Source organism: Bacillus sp. FSL R10-2201, from assembly GCF_038008665.1.
Taxonomy (GTDB): domain Bacteria; phylum Bacillota; class Bacilli; order Bacillales; family Bacillaceae_G; genus Bacillus_A; species Bacillus_A mycoides.
The window spans coordinates 4,590,727-4,611,414 of record NZ_JBBOZP010000001.1 but is presented as its reverse complement, the minus strand read 5'-3'; the positions used below and the strand labels follow the sequence as shown (position 1 = coordinate 4,611,414).

The window sequence follows — 20,688 nt, the reverse complement described above, 5'->3', positions numbered from 1 at the left end:
GAGTGAAGAAGAAAAGGATATAAGAGATACCCTTTTCCTGTACTAATATATTCATAAAACTTAACCATTCGTATACTCTGATAACTTTTGCATGTAAAAGGAACGAATGAATAAGAAAAAGACGATTTCAACTATGCCAAAAATAATAAGAACGGCTGAAATTTCTTTGAATAGTGATAAATCAATTACATCTTGAAGCATTTTTGTTGCGAACATTGTATGAATGGATGCCATAACATATGGAACGAAAAATAAAATGCTAAGTTGAATGGTTGCAGATCGTTTCATCTCTGCATTTGTTACACCAATTTTTGAAATTGCTACATATTTTTCTTGTTCGTTTGTTAAATCTGTATACATTCTGAAGTAAAGAACGCTACCTGCTCCAATAAAGAAAATGACACCTAAGAATGTCCCGATTAGGAAGTATGCAGCACTTCCTGATGTGATTCTATATAATGAGTCTGCTGATTCATAGGGGCGGATAAGGGGGCCTTCGTATTGGAATTCCTGTCGATCTTTTTGTATTTTTTTCATAAAATCATTAGCAATTTTATACGTCTTTTCCCAATTTTGTACGTTATAATTGTACGCTGATATATGCTTTGTTGTACTTGGTAAGTTGTTTACAACAACATCAGGTAAAATTAAAGTTTGATATGAAAAGTTAGATGGAATGGCCCCTGCTTGTTCATAGCCCTTTACTTGTAATATCGTATTTGTGCTAGAAAGTGTAATGGATTTTCTATTGAAGCTTGGCTCAAATTGGCTAAATAAGGTGAAATAAGCGCTATCGCTTAAGACATATGCTTCGTTATCGCTCATGAATAGTTGTTTCATTCGTAGGGAAGCTGCAAGTTTATTATAGTCACTTTGTTTCATTGCATAGACGTCATTGTAAGCCGTTATACCTTCATCTTCTTTCAGTGGTGTTTCATATAAATCAGCTTCTATCTTTTTATAAGAGAAATTTTCTTTTTGTAACTGCTGTTCAAGCCAAGTTAAATGCTTGTTAGCAAAAGGATTTGCGGCATATGAAAAATAAGAAAATGGAAAAGGTGAACTTCTCGTAACATCTAGCTTTGTAAACTTTCCAAATCCATATAGAAATGTAATCATTGTGAAGGCTATTGTAGATAGCATCGCTACAATAAAAAGCATATTGATATTCGTGCGAATACGACTTGCTAAATCCGAAATCCAAAGCATATTAATACGTTTCATATAAAAATTTCTTCTTTTCTTTAAAATATAAATAAGTAAGAAACTAATTTGAGAAAAGAAAAAATATGTCCCAATTGTAACAAGTGCTGGAATCACAAAAATACTTGAAACCATATATATAACGCCTACTTGCGGGTTTATTGAGAAAAAATATTTAGGGTTTACAGCTAAAATATAACCACCTAATAAACAGATAGCACCAAATAGAGAAATGGATATGGATGGTTTTCTTTCTTTTTGTTTTACATTGTTTGTTTTTAAAAGGTGCACTGCTTTTTTTGTTCGAATAAGCATTGGTGTGAATGCAGATACAGCGATAAAGAGACCAAGAAACACAATCGTTGTTAAAATGAAAGCATTCGTAGGTATATATAAATATATCCCTGGTAGGTGTGTAATTTTCGCTGTCACTAATAAGAAAAATTGTGAAAATACAAATCCAAACTGCATACCGAAAAAGATAGATAAAATACCAATTAGCATATTTTCAGTGAAAACGAGTCGATGTAATTGCTTTTTTGATATACCTAAAACAGTTAAAATCCCAAATTGCTTTTTACGAACCTTTAAAAACGATCCGATTGAATAGAGTAAAAAAAAGAACGAGAACAAAACAATAACAACTTCTGAAAAAATCATTAATCCTGAAATTTCAGAGATCATAGTGGAATTTTGTAATTTTGGATGAAACAAATAAACAGCGAATGAAAAGAAAACAGCAATGGAAAAGGAACTGCTTATAAAGTAAGCAAAATAAGCTCTTGAGTTGCGCGTTACATTTTTGAATGCGAATTGCCAAAATGTCATAATAAGTACCTCCCGATAGAAGGCTGATATGTAGTTTTATTGCAAAAAATGTATGAGAGTAAATTCTCATACATTTTGCTAGCATATGTTATGGTCATGCTTCGGTCACCTTCTCCGTGTTTTCTGCTTGGTTATTGGCAGCGTTGTGGAAGATGATTTTAATCGTCGTTCCTTTACCAACTTCAGAGTCTAGTTTCACAGAGTGACTTAAATAATCACAAATTTTACTTACAATATAAAGCCCCATACCAGTAGATTCTCCAAATGCACGACCGTTTTTTCCAGTGTAAAAAGGTTCAAATACTCTTCGAATATCTTCTTGCGGAATACCAACGCCTTCGTCACGAACTTCCAAAATAATATCTTTACCATTGCGATAAGCTGATAAGAAAACTTTCTTTCCGCGCTCACCAGAGTAGCGAACTGCATTTGTCATTAATTGATAAATAATGAACTTTAGCCATTTCGCATCAGAAGCAACTTTTAAATCTGAATGAACTTCTAAAACGGGGAAGACTCCGTTTCGAATGAATAGTTCTTTTAATCCGTTAATATTTTTTGTTACAGCATCTTTTAATGAAATCGTCTCAACATGGAAGTCCTCATGGAAGTTATTTAATCTTGCCATGTATAAAGCCATATCGAGCCCTTGATTTAATCGCTCTAGCTCTTTTTTGAATTTAGGGATTAAATGCTCATCTTCCATTTCAAGCACCATAAGCTGCATAACAGAAACAGGCGTTTTCATTTGATGTACCCAATGGTTAATAAATAATTGGTGTTCTTGCTGTTTTACTTCGAATGTTTGTAGGTCTTTTTGGAATAGGCGATATTGCGTACGAACGAGCTCGTTTACACTGTGGGGCATAGGAGCAGTCGCTCTTTCAATAAACGCATCTTCCATTTTCTCTGGTGGTTCACTTAATCTGTGGTACATTCTACGGTTACGAACGTAACGATAAGCGAGGAAACAGATGAATAAGTATAAGCTTAAAACGATGAAGTAAAACTTATTATTTTGAAATCCGTCTACTGCATCATAAAGAACGAAAATGATTCCGAAGTTTAATACATATAGTAGGAAAAATGCAAAATGATCACGTAAAAATAGCTTCATGTTTATTCACTCCAAGTTGCGTTAAAACGATACCCAAGTCCACGTACTGTTTCAATAGCATTTTCAATACCAAGCTCATTGAACTTTTTACGAAGACGCGTGATGTTTACGTTTAATGTATTTTCCTCAACGAAGCTTTCGTCGTCCCAAAGAGCGGCTAGTAAATCTTCACGACTCGCTGTACGCGGGAATTTAGATAATAGCATTTCTGCTAAAATTGCTTCTTTCTTCGTTAAAAGAACTTGCTCAGCTCCAAAATGAATTTCTGGACGCTCAGGGAATAGTTTTAGTCCTTCAACCTCAACGATACGTTCAGAAATATTTGGTGCATAATCACCGTAAATACGGCGTAATTGACCTTTGATTTTCGCCATTACAACGTCGTAGTGGAACGGCTTCGTAATATAATCATCCGCACCGCTTTCAATCGCCATAATTTGTTCCATTTCACCAGCACGAGCTGAAATGAAAATAATTGGACAAGTAGATTCATGACGAATTTGACGGCACCAGTAGAAACCATCGAATTTCGGTAAGTTTACATCAAGTAAAACAAGATGTGGTTTCACGGCGTTAAACGATTCCATAATATCATCGAAGTTCTCCGCAACAACAGCATCATAGCCATATTTTTGAATGTGAGATTGTAATAATGATGAAATATTTGGATCGTCTTCAACGATTAAAATTTTATACATATGTATATTCCTCCTAAAAAAACAATTGTAGCTATAGTGTACCATGTGTTTCTCGTCTTTTCATTATGTTGAAATATAAGCTAGTAAACAGTATAGGTCAAAAGTGGAAAAAGTAAAAAGGGCTAGGGATACAATTGACAATTAACTGAAATCATTTTAACATTTAGATAAATATCTAAATGTCTAATTAGTGAAAGGAAGAAAGACATTGAATCAAGCATTCAAAGCATTAGCAGACCCAACAAGGCGAAAAATTTTAGATTTATTAAAAGAAGGCGATTTAACAGCTGGGGAAATTGCTGAACAGTTCAACATGACAAAGCCAAGTATTTCTCATCATTTAAATGCACTTAAAAATGCTGAACTTATCCAAGATGAAAAAAGAGGACAATTTGTTATGTACTCTTTAAACACAACTGTATTTCAAGATTTATTGACTTGGGTGTTTACGTTTACGAATAAGGGGGAAGAGGGGAAATGAAGAAGCATATATTTCCGTTATTATTAATTGCTTTAACGATTATTACATGGTGCATCGCGTGGCCTTATTTACCGGGAGAAGTTCCAAGTCATTGGAATATTAATGGTGAGGTAGATGGACATATGTCAAAAATGGGAATGCTGATTTTTGATGTAGCAATTATGGTTTTCATATATGCACTAGTTACTGTATTGCCTAAGATAGATCCGAAGTACGACAACTACAAAAGATTTCCTAAAGCACTTGGAATGATAAATGGAGCAATTTTATTTTTCTTATTTACTATTAATATGATGACACTAGCAAATGCTTTAGGGTATAACATTCCAATTGGAATCGTTGTGAACATAATGGTCGGTATCCTTTTCATCGTACTCGGCAATTATATGCAGCAATGTAAACCAAATTTCTTCATAGGTATTAAGACGCCATGGACGTTAAGTAGTGAAAATGTATGGAGAAAAACGCATAGGATAGGATCAAAGATCATGATGATTGGCGGTATTGTAATCATATTTTCCTCGTTTCTACCGGGAATGTGGAAGATGATTTGTTTGTTAAGTGTTGTTGTTGTAATGGTTGTTGGTACGATGGTGTATTCCTATGTTGCTTATAAGAAAGAGATAGGAGCTTAATAGAAATTTTATGGGGGAGAGAGGATGAAAAGACACGTATTACCATGGAGTTTAATTATTGCAATTGCAATGGGATGGTACATTGTATGGCCATATTTACCGGAACAAATTCCGCGTCATTATAATGCTGCGGGAATAGTAGATGGATATTTTTCTAAAGTAGAGGCAAGTTCATTTTCAATAGGTAGTATGGTGTTGCTGTATTTGATATGGCTAGCTATGGGGTATATTGATGTAACAAAAGATAAGTATAAACAGCATGCTAAAGTCCTTTCTGCAATTAACTATGCCATTCTTTTTATAGGATTCGGCTGTAACATATTTGCGTTATTAGCAGCGTCTAATTATATTGCTTCAGGCTCAATCGCCTTTAATTTCGGACTTGGAACGTTGTTTCTTGTACTAGGTAATCACATGCAACAAACGAAGCCAAATGGTTTAGTAGGCATTCGAATGGACTGGACCTTAGAAAATCCTGTAGTTTGGAGAAAAACACACAGATTTGCTTCGAAGGTATTTGTAATAGGTGCACTTTGTATATATGCGGGAGCGTTACTTCCAGATCCATTCAATATCTTTGTGGGGATTGGAATAATATTAGTATGCATCTTCATATCAACGATAAAGTCATATGTTATTTATAAAAAAGAAATGCAATTGTAAGCAATAAGCGATTGAACTACACTAATCAAATTATATATTTATAGTTTTTATGTGTTAACAGGTTCTAATACTCAGTGAGGATAACAAACAAAACTTGCTGAGTAAAATTAAAAGCTTGATAATCTGAATATTTTGTTTTTATCCGAGAGATAGTTTGGGGGAAATCACATGTTAGAAATTATAAATTTTAGCAAGACATACAAAGGTGGCAAAAAAGCAGTAGATCAGTTAAATATTACTGTTCAAGCAGGAGATATCTTTGGATTTATTGGGCATAACGGTGCGGGGAAAAGTACAACAATTAAGTCGTTAGTTGGAGTTATAGATTTTGAAGAGGGTGAAATTTTTGTTGATGGATATTCAGTAAAAAAGGATCCGATTGCATGTAAGAGAGTAGTGGCGTATATTCCCGATAATCCAGATTTATATGAGCAATTAACAGGAATTCAATATTTAAACTTTGTTGCGGATGTGTTTAAAGTGTCTGCAAAAGATCGGGAAAAGGAGATACAAAAGTATGGAGATGCTTTTGAGATTACACCGTACCTAGGTGATTTAATATCTTCTTATTCACATGGTATGAAACAAAAAGTGGCGATTATATCAGCGGTTTTGCATAAACCGAAATTATTAGTTTTAGATGAACCTTTCGTTGGTCTTGATCCAAAGGCTGCTGTAGTATTGAAAGGTATTATGAAGGAGCTTTGTGAAAAGGGAAGTGCGATTTTCTTTTCTACGCATGTTTTAGATGTGGCGGAGAAGTTATGTAATAAAATAGCGATGATTAATAGAGGGAAATTAGCACTTTCAGGGGAAGTGAATTCTTTAATAAAGGAAGGATCATTGGAAGAGCTCTTTATGAAGGAGCTTGCTAATGAATATTAGTAGTCTAGGTCTTTTAAAAATCCGCTTGATAACGCAGCTTGGTTTAAATACTTTTAAATACGAAAAAGATAAAAAGAAGAAGCAGAATAAGATTTTACTGTCAGCATCTATTGCCTTAGTTGGTGTCATGTTAATGCTATATTGTGGGGCCTCGGCATATGGGTTGGTGAGACTAGGAATAAGTGAAATTATCCCAGTTTATGCACTAGTTATTAGCAGTGTATTGACGTTGTTTTTCACTATATTTAAGGCAAATGGAGAAATTTTTGCTTTTAAGGATTACGATCTTTTAATGTCATTACCGATTCGTGTAAGTACTATTATTACAAGTAGATTTTTGTATTTATATTTGCTGAATACGATCTTTTCAATCATAATCATGCTACCGATGGGGGTTGTTTATGGCATACATGAGAAGCCATCAGTTTCTTTTTACTTTATGTGGTTCGTCAGTATGTTTATAGCATCTTTAATTCCAACAACAATCGCAGCGGTCTTTGGAGCTGCGATTACGGCAATCGCTTCTAAATTTAAAAATACGAATAAAATAACTACGATTTTAAGTTTCATAGTAATTATTACATTCGGTTTCTTTATGCTAAAAAACGGAAATGCTCAATATAGCCTTAATGATATGAACGGGATTGGTGCAATTGTTTCGGAGCAATTAACTAAAGTGTATCCACTAGCTAACATGTTTCAACAAGCAATTGTTCATGCTGATATTGTAGCTTTCATCCTATTCGTTGGGATATCAGTTATTTGGTATTATCTTTTTGTAAAAATACTTTCGTTAAAATATAAGCAAATAAATACAGAGATTACCACTTATCATATGCTTTCAAATTATGAGATTCATGGCATGAGAAAAGAAAGTGTATTGGTCGCATTGTATAAAAAAGAGCTGAAACGTTTCTTCTCTTCTACAGTGTATGTCATAAATAGTGGAATGGGAGTCGTGATGGCGATAGCTTTCTCGCTAGCTATAGTTGTAGTAGGACCAAGTCAATTAATAGCGTACCCTGGAATTGAGACCCTGTTGCAAAAGGTTGCGCCATTTGCTATTGCAGCAGCGATTTCGATGACGTGTACAACATGTGTATCATTGTCATTAGAAGGAAAAAATGTATGGATTATTAAGTCGTTGCCTATAGCGCCAAAGATGATTTATGACAGTAAAATTCTTATGAATCTTTCATTAAGTATACCTGCATCACTTATTAGTGCTGTATTACTGATAATAGGGTTAAAACTAGATGTTTGGAGTTCTCTTTTCATCGTAATAACACCGATAACATATTCATTCTTTTCGGCAGTATGGGGGATTTTTATTAATAATCGATTTGGTTATTATGATTGGGTATCAGAAACTCAAATAGTAAAACAAAGTGTAGGATCGTTTGTCGGTATGTTTGGTGGCTTAATTACGGCTGTTATACCTGCCTTGTTAATCGGTACTGCTACGATCTCGAACTATAGAGTATTTACTTTGGTAGTTATTATAGTGCTTGCGATTATTACTATTTTCTTGTATAAGAACGAGTCGAGAAGAAGTATAAAATAAAAAGCTGCTTTTCCTTTAAAGAGGAAGAGCAGCTTCTTTATTTTGAAAAATTTTAGACCTTTATATTACTTTTTTAAAACAGGTACCCATATCTCGCTTCTGAAATTCGGCGATGATACGTCTTTACTTTCATTCCACAATATTTCCGGTCCTTCCGCTAGTTCATAGTTCGAAGAAGGGAACCATTCGGAATAAATACGTCCCCACACATTTTGTAATGCATCAGGAAATGGACCGACAGCTTCAAATATAGCCCATGTTGAAGCTAATACTTCAAGTTGTGTGAATTGCTCTGGACAAGTTTTCGTTGTGGCAACTCCAATGTAGTGATCGAGTTCGCCTTTTTCTTCCATTCTTCCTTCAGAAAAATTCGTAGAAGCACTAATAATGCCTGTAGGTTCAATATTTGAAAGGGACTTTAATATGTCGATTGATTGGCTGTCTAAACTTTTCCACATAGAAGCAATTTCTTCGTTTACCCCATTAAAAACAATCGGTACTCGTTTTTGTATACCAATGATTTGAAATGGCCCTTTTTCTTCAATTCGATAGTTCATTTCATTTCCTCCTTGAATGGATAGTTGGAAGGTCATTGGTGAATAAGCTTTCAAAGAACGACTAGTACTGCGAGCTTCTGAAGGCGTTATTCCGTGCAAATTTTGAAATGCACGTGTAAATGAATCTGGTGAGTTGTAGCCATATTTTATAGCGACATCAATGACTTTTGCATTGCTATCTGTTAGTTCAAAGGCAGCAAGGGTAAGACGTCTACAGCGAATATATTCTGATAGTGATATGCCAGCTAGAAAAGAAAACATTCTTTTGAAATGATATTCGGAGCAGAAAGCTATTTTTGCGACTTCTTTAAAATCAATTTCGTGTGTAAGGTTGTCTTCAATATACTGCATTGCCGCATTCATATTTTTAAGTGAATCCATTATATGACCTCCTTTGTATATAGAATATCAGGAACGAAATAGCTCCATCCGACATTTCATGCACAACTTTGTGGGGGCATTTTTAACCTTACAAAATTGTAATGTTCCTGTAAGGAGAATGAATGGATGGCATGATATCCCAATGTTATAGTAACAAAGTACTTTAGTACATTAGGTTAAATTCTGATGTCTTTACTTATGTGCCTTACATAACTGTCATGTTTGTGTAAGAAACATCGATAGTGGCAAGAGTAGAGAGTGTATATAGTTGAAAATAGAGAATAGAAGAAATGAGGGATGTCGAGATGAAAACAGTGTTAGAAGCAAAAAATATTGAAAAAGTATATGACACAGGTGGGAATAAATTTGCAGCTTTAAAAGGTATTAACTTACAAGTAAAAGAAGGTGAGTTCGTTGGAATTATGGGACCTTCTGGTTCGGGTAAGACGACTCTTTTAAATGTTCTTTCTACAATTGATAATGCGACGAACGGTGAGATTTTAATTGATGGAAAAGACATCGTGAAGATGAACGATGATAAGCTAGCGTTATTCCGCCGTGATCATTTAGGGTTCATTTTCCAAGATTATAACTTATTAGATACGTTAACGGTGAAAGAGAATATTGCGTTACCTCTTGCGTTATCAAAGGTGAAAGCGAGTGAGATTGATCGCCGCGTTCTTGAAATCTCAAAGAAATTCGGTATTGATCATATTTTAAGTCAGTTCCCATATCAAGTATCCGGTGGACAGAAGCAGCGCTGTGCAGCATCGCGTGCGATCGTTACAAGTCCTAGTATGATATTTGGGGACGAGCCGACTGGAGCACTTGATTCTAAATCAGCGACAGATTTATTAGAAAGTATGAAGTCGTTAAATGAATATGATAATTCTACAATTTTAATGGTAACGCATGATGCGTTTGCGGCTAGTTATTGTAAACGAGTTATTTTCATTAAAGATGGTGAGTTATATAAAGAATTACACCGTGGTGAATTAACACGTAAACAGTTCTTCCAAAAAGTCGTTGACGTAATGTCTTCCATTTCTGGAGGTATGGCCGATGACCTTATCTAGCATTGCCCTCCGCAACATACAGCGGAACTTTAAAGACTACTTTGTATATTTTGCATCTATGATATTTAGTATCGTAATTTACTTTACATTTAAAGCACTGCAATATAATTCACAAATGGAAAAAGCAGCGGAAGCATCAAAAAAGATTAGCGGTGCATTCCAAGTTTCCAGTGTAATGCTAATCATTTTCGTAGCAGTGTTTATTATATATTCGAACGGTTTCTTTACAAGAAAACGTAAAAAAGAAGTTGGGCTATATTCGTTACTTGGTATCCGAAAAAGACAGATCGGTAAAATGCTCTTTTATGAAAATATGTTAATGGGATTAATGTCTTTAATTATCGGGATTGCGATCGGTAGCGTCCTTTCGAAACTATTCCTTGAACTACTAGTAAGTATGATGGGATTAAACTTAAATGTTCATTTTGAAGTACCGATGGCTGCGATTATTGATACAGCAATTATTTTCTTTGTGATTATTTTATATACATCACTTCAAGGGTATCGTTTAATTTATCGCTTTAAGTTAATTGAACTTTTCCGCGCAGAGCGTGAAGGAGAAGCAATGCCAAAAGGATCCGTAATTATGGCGTTAATTTCAGTTTTCTTAATCGGCTCAGGTTATTTCTTAGCGTTAATGTTTATGAAGGCAGTTATGTATGCAAACTTTATGGCAGTCGCACTTTATATATTACTTGCGACAGTATTAGGTACGTATTTACTATTTATGTTCTTTACAGTATTCGTATTGAAACGTGCAAGAAATAATAAATCATCGTTTTATAACGGTATGAATATGATAACGACGTCACAGTTACTATATCGTATTAAAGGAAATGCAAAGTCACTTGCGACAATTTCTATTTTAAGTGCAGTAACATTAACGGCGGTTGGTACGTCAGTTACGATGTATTACAACACATTTACACAATCAAAAGCAGTTGCACCATACAGCTACTCTTATGAGAAGAAAGATGTAGAACTAGATAAGAAAGTAAATGCGATTTTTGCTGAAGAGAAAGAGAATCACCCTGTAAAAGATCAATTTGAAGTTGAGATGGTTCCTGTAAAAGGAAAGTTTGAAGGAGCTAAAGTCGATTTCATCTTTAATATGAACTACAGTATCTCAGAGAAATATCAATTTATATCTCAATCTGAATTCAACAAACTTGCGAAAAAAATCGATGCGGAAACAGTGAATATAGCTACTGGCGAAGCATTTATATATGATAGTTCTTATATTGAAGGGTATGAGTTTAGCCCTGAATATAAAGGAAATAAAGCGGTATTCCAAATTGGAAATGAAACGAAGACATTGACGATCCAAGGTGCAAATAATAATGCAATTACGAACTTAGGTGAATTAGTTGTTGTCGTTTCAGATGAAATGTATGAACAGGCGAAGCAAGCATTTGGAACACGTGTTGTAAAAAATATTGATGTAAAAGATGAAAGAAACAGTAAAGTATTAACAGAAAAATTAACAAAAGTGATGCCAGCTAGTGAATCAGAAATGGCACCACCATTTAGAGACTTCTATACTGGTTTCCATATGGGACTTGAAGCAACTGGACTAATGATGTTCATCGGAATGTTCTTAGGACTTGTATTCTTACTAGCAACAGGTTCTATTATTTACTTCAAACAGCTAACAGAAGCAAGTGCAGATCGTGAGCGTTACGTTGTCCTTCATAAAGTCGGTGTAACGAAACAAGAAATGAAAAAAGCTATTGCAAAACAAGTGAGCTTTATCTTTGCAATTCCACTAGTAATCGGAATTCTACACAGTTTGTTTGCATTAAAAGGTTTAGGGAACATACTACCATTTGAAATTATGATTCCGCTTCTAATTAGTATCGGAGTATACAGCGTTATTTATATCGGATATTACTTCTTAACAGTTCGCTCTTATTATAAGATTGTGAGCGCGAAGTAATGAAAGAGTTGTTTTATCTTAGTAAAAAAGCATCCGACTAACATGTTAGTCGAATGCTTTTTTGTCTATACGTGAGCTTTATTTTCGTCCGAACTATCAAACATGTCCATTACTTTAAAAATACCTTCCAATAGCAAGGTACATAGAATAGCGAAAATTAATACGGCATGAGGTGATAACTCAACTGATGTGAAGTTAAGGTCTGCCAACCAAAAGTAACCTACATAAAAACTTAGAAATGTGCTAACAGCCGAAAGTGTAAATCCTAAAAATCCTAATTCCTTTAATTTTTCCTCAGATAATTTACATAAACGTAAAACAATAGAGAAGAGAATTCCTACTATGAAAAATCCCATACATAATGCGAACAATGATATTATGCTTGGATACTTAACTTCATCGGGCATCCACTTTTTCATTCCCACTATTAAAAATGTAGGGACAAGAATAGGTAATAAAAGTGGTAGCACTATTTGTATAGCTGCAAATAATGCATTTGATTTATTATCGTTTTGATTATTCATAAAGCCTCCAAAAATGATTTCTATACTAATTTCAAATATCTTAGAGGATTCTAACATAAAAATAGTAACTTCGCTATACAAAATCGGAGTAGGAACATGATCATTCATGGTAAATAAACAAGCTGACTTATTTGTATATGTTTGATTCGCTTATCTTTGGAATTCAATTTTTTATGTTTGTTTATAGTAAAGATGAAGATTTCCTTCATCTTCATAAAATCTTAAGAAATCTCCTCAATATTTGTTAAGAAACGATAGTTATACTTAAACACAAGTTAAAAACTATTGAACGAATGGAGAGAAGTTACATGCAGCTCATAACATTCTTAAATGAATGTATTAAACATCCGAAACATACTGGTGCGATTGCGCCAAGTTCAAAGATATTAGCAAAGAAAATGGTAGATGTAATTGATTTTAATAGAGCGAAATGCATTGTAGAGCTAGGGCCTGGTACAGGAGCCTTTACGAAAGAAATTATGAAGAGAAAGAAGAAGGAGACAATATTTCTTCTTATTGAAATTAATGAAGTATTTTTCAAAGAGTTAAAGAGAAAATTTAAAGATGAGCAGAACGTGATTGTTATACACGGCTCAGCGGAAAATATAAAGAAGTATATGGAACAATTGAATATAGAATGTATTGATTACGTCTTATCGGGATTGCCTTTCACTTCTTTACCAGAAGAGGTTTCAAAGCGCATTTTAAACAGTGTAATGGAAACGATACATGAGAATGGAGAATTTATTACATTTCAATATTCACTTGTGAAAAAAGGATTTATACAGCATTTCTTCCCTGAAATTACACTAGAAAAAGTGTGGTTCAATTTCCCGCCAGCTTACGTCTTTAGCTGTAAAAAAGAGCTAAGGGGAGCATATGCATAATGGAGCTACATGAATTAATGTCATACATTGAGCAGTATGGTTATTGGGCACTATTTTTTTGTTTATGGCTTGGTATTATCGGTATGCCGATTCCAGATGAAATGATTGTAATGAGTGGTGGATTCGTATCATCATTAGGCATATTAAATGTAATTCCCGCTTTTGTCTTAACATATTTAGGCGTTGTATCAGGGCTTTCTTTAGGTTATATAATAGGAAAAGTATTTGGTACGAAAGTACTTGATAAGCTAATGAAAAAGAAAAAAGCAAAATATCTTTTAAAATCGCAACAGATGGTTGAAAAATACGGTCATTATGCGTTAGTTACAAGTTATTTCATACCTGTTGTAAGACATATTGTGCCGTATTTAGTTGGAATGAATAACATGTCATTTAAGACGTATGCTTTATATTCCTATACGACAGGGTTCGTTTGGACACTTGTTTATTTTGTGCTCGGTTCTTTATTTGGACAACATATTGAAAGTATTGTAGCAGTTGCGATAAAGTATGGCGCGTATTTTGGCGGGATTGTTTTTGTTATTGCGAGTGGTGCTTATTTGTATAAGCAAAGAAGAAATACAGTGATGAGTAAGTAGAATAGAGGTTTATACTTAGGGAGAGTTATTTTGTAGAATAACTCTCCCCTTTAATGTAATAGCTTCTTATTGCTTACATTAGGCATTGTCTGAAATACAATTATATAAATTGTTAATATGATTGTATTGATCAGATTGGCTAATATAGTCATAAAATCACTTGATGGAGTGATAAGAACAAAGATTGAAAGTGCGGCAGAAGCAAGTGGAATGAACTTTTGTAGCGTAGTTAACTTTCCATCTTTATGAAGCTTCGAAGATTGAAAGAAGCAAAGTAAGAAAATAAAGGATGTAAATAATAATCCTAAATATCCCCATCCATCTTCAATATACCAAGGTAAAAAGCTCATTCTCGATGTGAAAATAAACAAATTAAATACTAAGGTGCTAATGATTAACGTATTTAAAATCGTGATATTTGTCTGTTTTTTCATTTGAATTATACTCCGAAATTTATTTTATTGAGACGAGTTTGCCATTTCCGTAAATCTTTGTTCAATTTCATCCAATTCGAATGAATGACATATTCTGCGGTCTTCTGTATCTAAAATTCTATAATGTTGTGATAAAATATTTTGTTGGATTTGGTAACCGTTTAATTCTTTTATTTGTCGCCACCATACTTTTCCTCCTAAAGTCTTCGGGAAGTTCGTATTGTAGTGTGTAAAAGCGATCGTTTTTATAATTTCATTCACATCATCCCCGAAGGTCATTTGAACTGTATCGCTCTGTTCGAAGAGTGTTACGACACAAACTGCGCCTGCCCATGTTAGCGTGCGTCTACCCTTTTCAATTTCTACTAATGTTTTCTTTGATAAACCAATAATTTCTGACATTTTATCTTGTGATAAATCGCTCTCAACACGAATGAGTTTTAATTTTGAATTGACTAATCCAATAAATTCTTGCTTGTCCATCATACATCTCCCTCTCTTGTATGGTGTAAAATTACACTATAGGTGTAAAAATGTCAATAATGGTGTAAAGGGTCACTTTTTATTTTTTTGATCTTGCTAATTAATAGTTCCCTTTTAGTTTAAGAAAATGTTAAGAAACCGTACAAGTTTTTATTAAGAAATACACTCTATATTTAGAAACGTCCTATAGAAAAACATAATGAAAGGTGGAATATAGATGAAAAGATTTATCCTTGCATCGTTACTTGTCATCATGGCAGGAGCGGTATATTTATTAAATGGGAGCGCTAAGCTAGATCAAATGAATCCCTTTCTTGATATAGAGGATCATTATGCAATAATTGATACAGATGGCAAAGAGTTAGGTGGAGATAAAGGTCGTGAATATAAAGTGAAAGCTTATGATGAAAATGGTAAGGAAAAAGAAGTTACAATTGATGGAGTAGATGAATTACAAAAAGGTTCGTACTGGCATGTGCTTACTAGAGGCGAGTTCTTGCGTGATAAAGTGCAAGTAACGATAGATAAAATTCCTGATGGGGCGAAGGCTAAGTTAGGACTGTAAGTATAAAACTGATTCTTAATGAAGGAATCGGTTTTGTTATTTTATGGTAAAGTGTAGTGGGAGGGGGCAAGAATGATGCTACTCATTGTTAGTCTTATTTTAATTGGATTTATGTGTAGTATGAGAATAGTATCCTTACATAGGATAGAGCGACAAAAGATAGAAGAACGATATGTATATTGTCCAAAATGTGATGCGAAAATTAGGAGAGGCAATTCTGCTCCTTTTTGTTCGAAATGCAATGTAACATTTTAACTATAAAAAATCACATTGCGATTTCAGAAAAATGAAAGAGAAAATGATGTTCTCTTTCGCTTTTTTATTTAAAATAGGGTGTACATAGCAAGGTTTAAATGGAGTGTTATATTTGGAAATTCTTATCATAGTAGGGTGCCTATTAATAGGCATCATTTTTATTGGTCTAAGTATTTATAGGTTTGTAAAATAAATAAAAGAAAAAGATTCAAAAAAAGATAAATGGACAGTAGTAGCACAAAACATTCTAGGGCTATTTTGTGATACGCTGCAGGGAGGTGCACCGTTCTACTTTTTAATTGGTGCGCTCTTTTTTGTAGTGGGGCTTTTATTTCTCTATATGGGAATGGGATGGGTTGAAATTGATTAGTTGGCGCTAGAGAATCAATTATATATTCGTAGAATTAAGAAGGAGAGAGTAAATGCCGATTATAAGAGATATCCGATTAAGTTTTCTAAAGAGAAAAGAGAATATAAGCAGTCTAGAGATATTACAATCAACATCCTCGAGTAACTATGAGGAAGAGATATCTTTTTTAAAAGAAACGAGCTGTATTACTTCTTTATACGAGCGACATATGTCAAAGTTAAGAACAGACTATGAAAAAGTTATCTTGATTTACTGTGTGGATGATATTTCATTATTAAATCAGTGGGAGAAGAAATATCGAATTTTTCCTGAATATATGAATGTGTTTGTAGAGTGTGGGAGTGTAAAGGATTTTCCATATTTATCAGATAGAGAGAAAAAAGAATTAGCACTTCAAATCGTTCATACTGAAATGAAGAGTTTAGCTGTGGAATGTGATTGGGATATAGAGATGTTAGAAAAGGCATACAATAAGGTACTGGATTTGGATTATAAAAATGAACTTGTATATATAAAGAAGAGTAGTCCGAATAAAAAATATGTATGTAGTATAATTTGGCAGCATGAAGTGGTTTATGCTGATATATACTTAGAAATAAGGGAGTATAGAACGAGACGATTAATCAAAAAGGAAAAGCTTATGAGAGAAGAAGATATGTATAAAATGTCTAATTATGTTAGTGACGTGGCTTGGAAGTTAAACCATAAAGTGATGTTGATGAACGACAAAGGAAAAACTATGTGGATGTTAACCTTTTTAGAGAAAAACAATCCAGATAATTTAGTTTGGAAGATGGAAAGAATTGAGGAAAGTTGATAAAAAAGAGCTTGAAACCATTCAAGCTCTTTTTTATTACTATTTATGTCCTAAAATACGCTCAACCTCATGCACACTTAATTTACTTGCCTTAGTAATCGTTTCAAGTGGTATACCAAGATCATACATATTTTTAATCATTTGAATTTTCCCCTGCTGAACCCCTTCTTTTCGACCCTTTTCAATGCCTTGTTCAATGCCTTGTTCAATGCCTTGTTCAATGCCTTGTTCAATGCCTTGTTCAATCCCTTTTTTTATTCCTTGTTCCATTCCTCTTTTTATTCCTTCTGTCTCTGCGTGGGCGAATTTTGCTGCTTCATCCATTAAAACTTTCTCCCTTGCGTCATAGGCTTGTCGGAAAGAAGAATCTTGACTCATACGTTCCCATTTATTTATCGCTTTTTGTAAAATAGGATCTTGGTTCATAGCAATATCCTCCAATGTTTTAGTTAAGTGCTCATCCTCATTTGCTGAAAGTAATAAAAGCCAACGAACAAATGGATCTTTCCACGGATTTACTTTTTCTTCATGCCATTGTTCTGTTAACTTTGGGATTTCTACAATGTGAATTTCTATGTCGTCACTTAGGAGTTTCTGTTGTTGTGTATTCCATAATATACTCGTTGAATGGAAGGCGTTTTGTTCTGAAAACATTATGAAGTTTAATAAATTTATGGTGATGGTTTTATGCAGTGAGCTATATGGCATGCCCTTTTGTAATTGGGATGTGTATAATTTTCCCCAATAATATAAACTACGTTTTATCATATCGTGATTATTATTGAGGTCGGGTAAGTCGGAGTCCTCACGGACTCTTTCTCCCCTAAGAACCGGACTTGTCCGTTTCCAAACATCCGGCTCAAGCCTTCTTTTTATTCCAAACAGCTAGTCGTTCGTCATCCATCATACGCCATTCTATTACCTGAATTCTTTCTCGAGGCGTTAATGAAATATGCTTGTTCACTTTCTTGTAAATATATGCTCTCTCTCGGCAGATAGGATGCTTTTGATGGAGTTGAATATGACAAGATGTATGTAGAAGTTGAAGATTACTATATTCATTTGTCCCCCCATAAGCTTTAGGAACTTTATGATGTACTTCTAATGCTTCTCCGTTTTGTAAAGCCTCTTTACACATTGAACAGATATATTTCTGTTTCTTTGCGATTTTAATTCGAGTTAGCGTATTATTGTTATCAAAATCTTTTTTATCTCGTTTAGCAAAATAATCAGAGAGTTCGGGATTGTCTGGGCTGTTCTTATATTTTATTCCAATATGTCTTGCAATAGGAGTCCAAATCATTTTATAGATTTGATACTGTGTCTTTGGACAGGTGAGAACCCATTTATCATGTCCTCCATGTTTGGGCTTTCGAAAATATTGTTTTACAATCCATTTCCAACTTTTCTTTGGATGCAAATGTTTTACATGTCGTACAACATTTCCCCATATAAAGTAGTCCATGGATGAGAACACCCTTTTCGATACTACATGCCTCCAGTAATACACATACCCCCGGATTACTGAATTTAGGTTTGTTAATAGCGTATAAACAGATTTTCCTTTCAATTTTTGGAAAGTTGTTTTTATTTTCTTTTTGGCTTTTTGAATACTTGTTTTTGACGGTTTAATTAACAATTTATTCTTGTCTTGCACATATTGTTTAATGTGAAAACCTAGAAAATCAAAACCTTCAGTAATGTGAGTAACACGGGTTTTATCTGTTGCTAATGTAATTCCGCGTTTCTCAAGATATGGTACTAATTCTTGATACAAAGCTTCCGCTTCTTCTTTTGTTTGACAAGTGATGATAAAATCATCTGCGTAACGAACCATTGCCTTTGTGCATTTGACATGAATATTATAGGTAGTACCTTGTCTTTTTGTGTTACTCTTACTGTATTTAATACCGAGCTCTTTCTCCATACCATGTAAAGCGATATTAGCCAAGAGAGGTGAAATCACTCCTCCTTGAGGAGAACCCGATGTTGTAGGATGAAACACTTCATTATCTACATACCCGGATGTTAACCATCTTCTAACAACCTCTTTTGCTGGGAAGTTTTGAATTTTCTCTAAGATATGGTCATGGTTTAAATTATCGAAACATCCGGCAAAATCTCCTTCAAATACCCAAACTTTTTTACTTTTGGAGTTTAGTTTGTTAAAGACATTCGCTATGGCATCATGTGCACTACGCTTCGGACGGAATCCGTACGAAATGGATTCGAATTCTGCCTCCCACTCTGGTTCCAGAGCGTTTTTGGCGATATTTTGCCAAATTCTATCCTTAACTGTTGGAATGCCCAACGGGCGTAATTTCCCATTTTTCTTTGGAATGTGTATACGCTTTACTGCTCTTGGACGATGTGATGAAATATTTTGGTGGCTCATTTTCTGAAACAATGCGATCCTAGACCTAGTTGTCAATATACGTTCTCCATCGATACCCGCTGTGCGCTTCCCACGGTTTATTTGTGTAACTCTTTTAATTGATAACAATAGATTCGCTTTGCTTCGAAGTATAAGGCGTTGTAATTTTCTCACTCTTCTACTTTGATTTTGGTGTTTGGCACGAAAAATTCGTTGTCGTAACTTCCTTACATACCTTTCGATTTCTTTCCACTGGATTGTAAACCAATCTGTAAGTGAAGGAATAGCCGACGCCTTGTGAGCTGTATCCATAACTAGATTCCTTCCTTTCCGCAAAAGTTTCTTTCCGCTTTTTTTCGTGTTGAAGACCTGTTGGAAGTCTGCACCCTTTCGGGTTGCATCATTAAGGTTTTTTTTTCCTTGAATGCTATTCGCACAGTTATGAGTTCCTGTTATCTTTCGACTTTGCGACTTTCGCTTTTTCCAACATCCCATACCCTCTATAACGTCATTCTGCCTTACGACATCCTTACTGTACAACGTACAGATTATATAGGGCTTACCAAGTTCCACTTCTAATAGATACGATGAGGGAAGGTATCTTCTACTACTCCGACGGATATGTAGGTTGTCCCTCAGCGGCATACAAAGTCCACTTTTCTCATCCGCAATCCCAATGTATCAACGTCTTTCATTAGGTTCATAGTAACGAAGCTTAAGAAAATTCACTGTCGTTTACCTTTCTCATCTTTCCCTAGCACGGATTGAATGTACGTTCATCGCTTCCTTATGCATCCCCTCATGCAACCAACCCTGCCATTACTAGCAACGCTGTTTCGGGTGGAAATATTCTTGACAACTAGAATAGCGTATCCCTATGGATACGCACTATTATGAAGCGACTTCTTGTCGCGCCTGTATTTCTACATTTACTTTTGTTCCTGTGTTTAATGTCGCTGAAATGTCTAAAATAGATAACTTATCCTCTTCATATTCCCGATGTAAATGTGGATCTTCTAGTTGTAGAGAAGCAATGGGCGACTCTAAAGACTCTTGTAACATAGCGTTTAAAAATGCAATTAGAATATCTTCACTACCATTCGTACCAAACAATTGTTTAAATGCAAAATCAATGCGTAAATTAACTAACTGTTGGTTGAACACAGTTTTTTCTCTCCCTTGTATCAGGTTGCTTCTTTCCTTCATTGTATCTAAAAAGAACTGGGGCATGCAAACAGACCCTTCTGCTATTTTATTAGTAGTATTATTAGAAAATAAAAGGCAAGTATGTCTATGTTATACTCTAGTGAAATCAAAAAAAAAATTTTTGTTTATATTGAGGAAAAGGTGATACAT

The 20,688-nt window shown here is 34.4% G+C and carries 20 protein-coding genes and 2 pseudogenes; 12 read left to right on the top strand and 10 right to left on the bottom strand.

The window, feature by feature from the left end; genetic code table 11:
* Positions 1 to 60: 60 nt before the first annotated feature.
* From NSQ69_RS23930 to NSQ69_RS23920, 3 genes are all read right to left on the bottom strand, one after another.
* Entirely contained in the window at positions 61 to 2,031 is a 1,971-nt protein-coding gene (locus NSQ69_RS23930; RefSeq protein WP_341099752.1) for an ABC transporter permease, read from the bottom strand.
* Between the two features lie 94 nt (positions 2,032 to 2,125).
* The gene (locus NSQ69_RS23925; RefSeq protein WP_341099751.1) at positions 2,126 to 3,148 is read right to left on the bottom strand and encodes a sensor histidine kinase; all 1,023 of its coding nucleotides are present in this window, start codon (positions 3,146 to 3,148) and stop codon (positions 2,126 to 2,128) included.
* Between the two features lie 2 nt (positions 3,149 to 3,150).
* Positions 3,151 to 3,846: a response regulator transcription factor gene (locus tag NSQ69_RS23920; protein WP_000276730.1), complete on the bottom strand. Its 696-nt coding sequence runs from the start codon at positions 3,844 to 3,846 to the stop codon at positions 3,151 to 3,153.
* Positions 3,847 to 4,054: 208 nt separating this feature from the next.
* Between NSQ69_RS23920 and NSQ69_RS23915 the strand changes: the two genes are divergently transcribed.
* From NSQ69_RS23915 to NSQ69_RS23895, 5 genes are all read left to right on the top strand, one after another.
* Positions 4,055 to 4,327 (top strand): autorepressor SdpR family transcription factor, encoded by a 273-nt coding sequence (locus tag NSQ69_RS23915; RefSeq protein WP_002089211.1) that lies wholly within the window; start codon positions 4,055 to 4,057, stop codon positions 4,325 to 4,327.
* Positions 4,324 to 4,962 (top strand): SdpI family protein, encoded by a 639-nt coding sequence (locus NSQ69_RS23910; protein ID WP_341099750.1) that lies wholly within the window; start codon positions 4,324 to 4,326, stop codon positions 4,960 to 4,962. The genes NSQ69_RS23915 and NSQ69_RS23910 overlap by 4 nt, the downstream gene beginning before the upstream one ends.
* A gap of 24 nt (positions 4,963 to 4,986) precedes the next feature.
* Positions 4,987 to 5,625, top strand: coding sequence for an SdpI family protein (locus tag NSQ69_RS23905; protein ID WP_002167490.1), 639 nt, complete (start codon positions 4,987 to 4,989; stop codon positions 5,623 to 5,625).
* A 168-nt stretch (positions 5,626 to 5,793) separates the two neighbouring features.
* Complete coding sequence (locus tag NSQ69_RS23900) at positions 5,794 to 6,510, top strand: ABC transporter ATP-binding protein (RefSeq protein WP_002167491.1); 717 nt, start codon at positions 5,794 to 5,796, stop codon at positions 6,508 to 6,510.
* Positions 6,500 to 8,074, top strand: coding sequence for a putative ABC transporter permease subunit (locus NSQ69_RS23895; RefSeq protein WP_341099749.1), 1,575 nt, complete (start codon positions 6,500 to 6,502; stop codon positions 8,072 to 8,074). Before NSQ69_RS23900 ends, NSQ69_RS23895 begins: the two co-directional genes overlap by 11 nt.
* Positions 8,075 to 8,139: 65 nt before the next feature.
* Here the strand turns inward: NSQ69_RS23895 and NSQ69_RS23890 are convergent, their stop codons facing one another.
* Positions 8,140 to 9,012, bottom strand: coding sequence for an AraC family transcriptional regulator (locus NSQ69_RS23890; RefSeq protein WP_243514074.1), 873 nt, complete (start codon positions 9,010 to 9,012; stop codon positions 8,140 to 8,142).
* 305 nt (positions 9,013 to 9,317) lie between these two features.
* Between NSQ69_RS23890 and NSQ69_RS23885 the strand changes: the two genes are divergently transcribed.
* Together NSQ69_RS23885 and NSQ69_RS23880 are read left to right on the top strand one after the other, a co-directional pair.
* Positions 9,318 to 10,088 (top strand): ABC transporter ATP-binding protein, encoded by a 771-nt coding sequence (locus NSQ69_RS23885; RefSeq protein ID WP_000859658.1) that lies wholly within the window; start codon positions 9,318 to 9,320, stop codon positions 10,086 to 10,088.
* Positions 10,075 to 12,024, top strand: a complete 1,950-nt coding sequence (locus tag NSQ69_RS23880) for an ABC transporter permease (RefSeq protein ID WP_033731526.1) — start codon at positions 10,075 to 10,077, stop codon at positions 12,022 to 12,024. The genes NSQ69_RS23885 and NSQ69_RS23880 overlap by 14 nt, the downstream gene beginning before the upstream one ends.
* Before the next feature lie 65 nt (positions 12,025 to 12,089).
* Here NSQ69_RS23880 and NSQ69_RS23875 read toward each other — a convergent pair whose 3' ends face one another.
* Positions 12,090 to 12,548, bottom strand: coding sequence for a hypothetical protein (locus NSQ69_RS23875; RefSeq protein ID WP_001064712.1), 459 nt, complete (start codon positions 12,546 to 12,548; stop codon positions 12,090 to 12,092).
* A 308-nt stretch (positions 12,549 to 12,856) separates the two neighbouring features.
* On the opposite strand from NSQ69_RS23875, the gene NSQ69_RS23870 reads away from it, so the two are divergent.
* Both NSQ69_RS23870 and NSQ69_RS23865 read left to right on the top strand, forming a co-directional pair.
* Complete coding sequence (locus NSQ69_RS23870; protein ID WP_341099748.1) at positions 12,857 to 13,435, top strand: class I SAM-dependent methyltransferase; 579 nt, start codon at positions 12,857 to 12,859, stop codon at positions 13,433 to 13,435.
* Entirely contained in the window at positions 13,435 to 14,034 is a 600-nt protein-coding gene (locus NSQ69_RS23865) for a DedA family protein (RefSeq protein WP_002191018.1), read from the top strand. The genes NSQ69_RS23870 and NSQ69_RS23865 overlap by 1 nt, the downstream gene beginning before the upstream one ends.
* Before the next feature lie 50 nt (positions 14,035 to 14,084).
* Here the strand turns inward: NSQ69_RS23865 and NSQ69_RS23860 are convergent, their stop codons facing one another.
* Together NSQ69_RS23860 and NSQ69_RS23855 are read right to left on the bottom strand one after the other, a co-directional pair.
* On the bottom strand, positions 14,085 to 14,468 hold the full coding sequence (locus tag NSQ69_RS23860) for a hypothetical protein (protein WP_002129618.1): 384 nt from the start codon (positions 14,466 to 14,468) through the stop codon (positions 14,085 to 14,087).
* 24 nt (positions 14,469 to 14,492) lie between these two features.
* Positions 14,493 to 14,951 carry a helix-turn-helix transcriptional regulator gene (locus tag NSQ69_RS23855; protein ID WP_002191017.1) on the bottom strand — a complete coding sequence of 153 codons (459 nt, stop codon included), beginning with the start codon at positions 14,949 to 14,951 and terminating at the stop codon, positions 14,493 to 14,495.
* Positions 14,952 to 15,168: 217 nt separating this feature from the next.
* On the opposite strand from NSQ69_RS23855, the gene NSQ69_RS23850 reads away from it, so the two are divergent.
* The 3 genes from NSQ69_RS23850 (at position 15,169) to NSQ69_RS23840 (ending at position 16,958) form a co-directional block, all read left to right on the top strand.
* Positions 15,169 to 15,516: a YxeA family protein gene (locus NSQ69_RS23850; protein WP_002129615.1), complete on the top strand. Its 348-nt coding sequence runs from the start codon at positions 15,169 to 15,171 to the stop codon at positions 15,514 to 15,516.
* A gap of 75 nt (positions 15,517 to 15,591) precedes the next feature.
* The gene (locus tag NSQ69_RS23845) at positions 15,592 to 15,771 is read left to right on the top strand and encodes a hypothetical protein (RefSeq protein ID WP_033709536.1); all 180 of its coding nucleotides are present in this window, start codon (positions 15,592 to 15,594) and stop codon (positions 15,769 to 15,771) included.
* 422 nt (positions 15,772 to 16,193) lie between these two features.
* Positions 16,194 to 16,958: a hypothetical protein gene (locus NSQ69_RS23840; RefSeq protein WP_341099747.1), complete on the top strand. Its 765-nt coding sequence runs from the start codon at positions 16,194 to 16,196 to the stop codon at positions 16,956 to 16,958.
* Between the two features lie 39 nt (positions 16,959 to 16,997).
* Here the strand turns inward: NSQ69_RS23840 and NSQ69_RS23835 are convergent.
* The 3 genes and pseudogenes from NSQ69_RS23835 to NSQ69_RS23825 form a co-directional block, all read right to left on the bottom strand.
* Positions 16,998 to 17,744: pseudogene (locus NSQ69_RS23835) on the bottom strand (Rpn family recombination-promoting nuclease/putative transposase); the annotation flags it as partial.
* A 73-nt stretch (positions 17,745 to 17,817) separates the two neighbouring features.
* Positions 17,818 to 19,644, bottom strand: coding sequence for a group II intron reverse transcriptase/maturase (gene ltrA, locus NSQ69_RS23830; protein ID WP_341099888.1), 1,827 nt, complete (start codon positions 19,642 to 19,644; stop codon positions 17,818 to 17,820).
* A 603-nt stretch (positions 19,645 to 20,247) separates the two neighbouring features.
* Positions 20,248 to 20,496 (bottom strand): annotated as a pseudogene (locus NSQ69_RS23825) (Rpn family recombination-promoting nuclease/putative transposase); the annotation flags it as partial.
* Between the last annotated feature and the right edge of the window lie 192 nt (positions 20,497 to 20,688).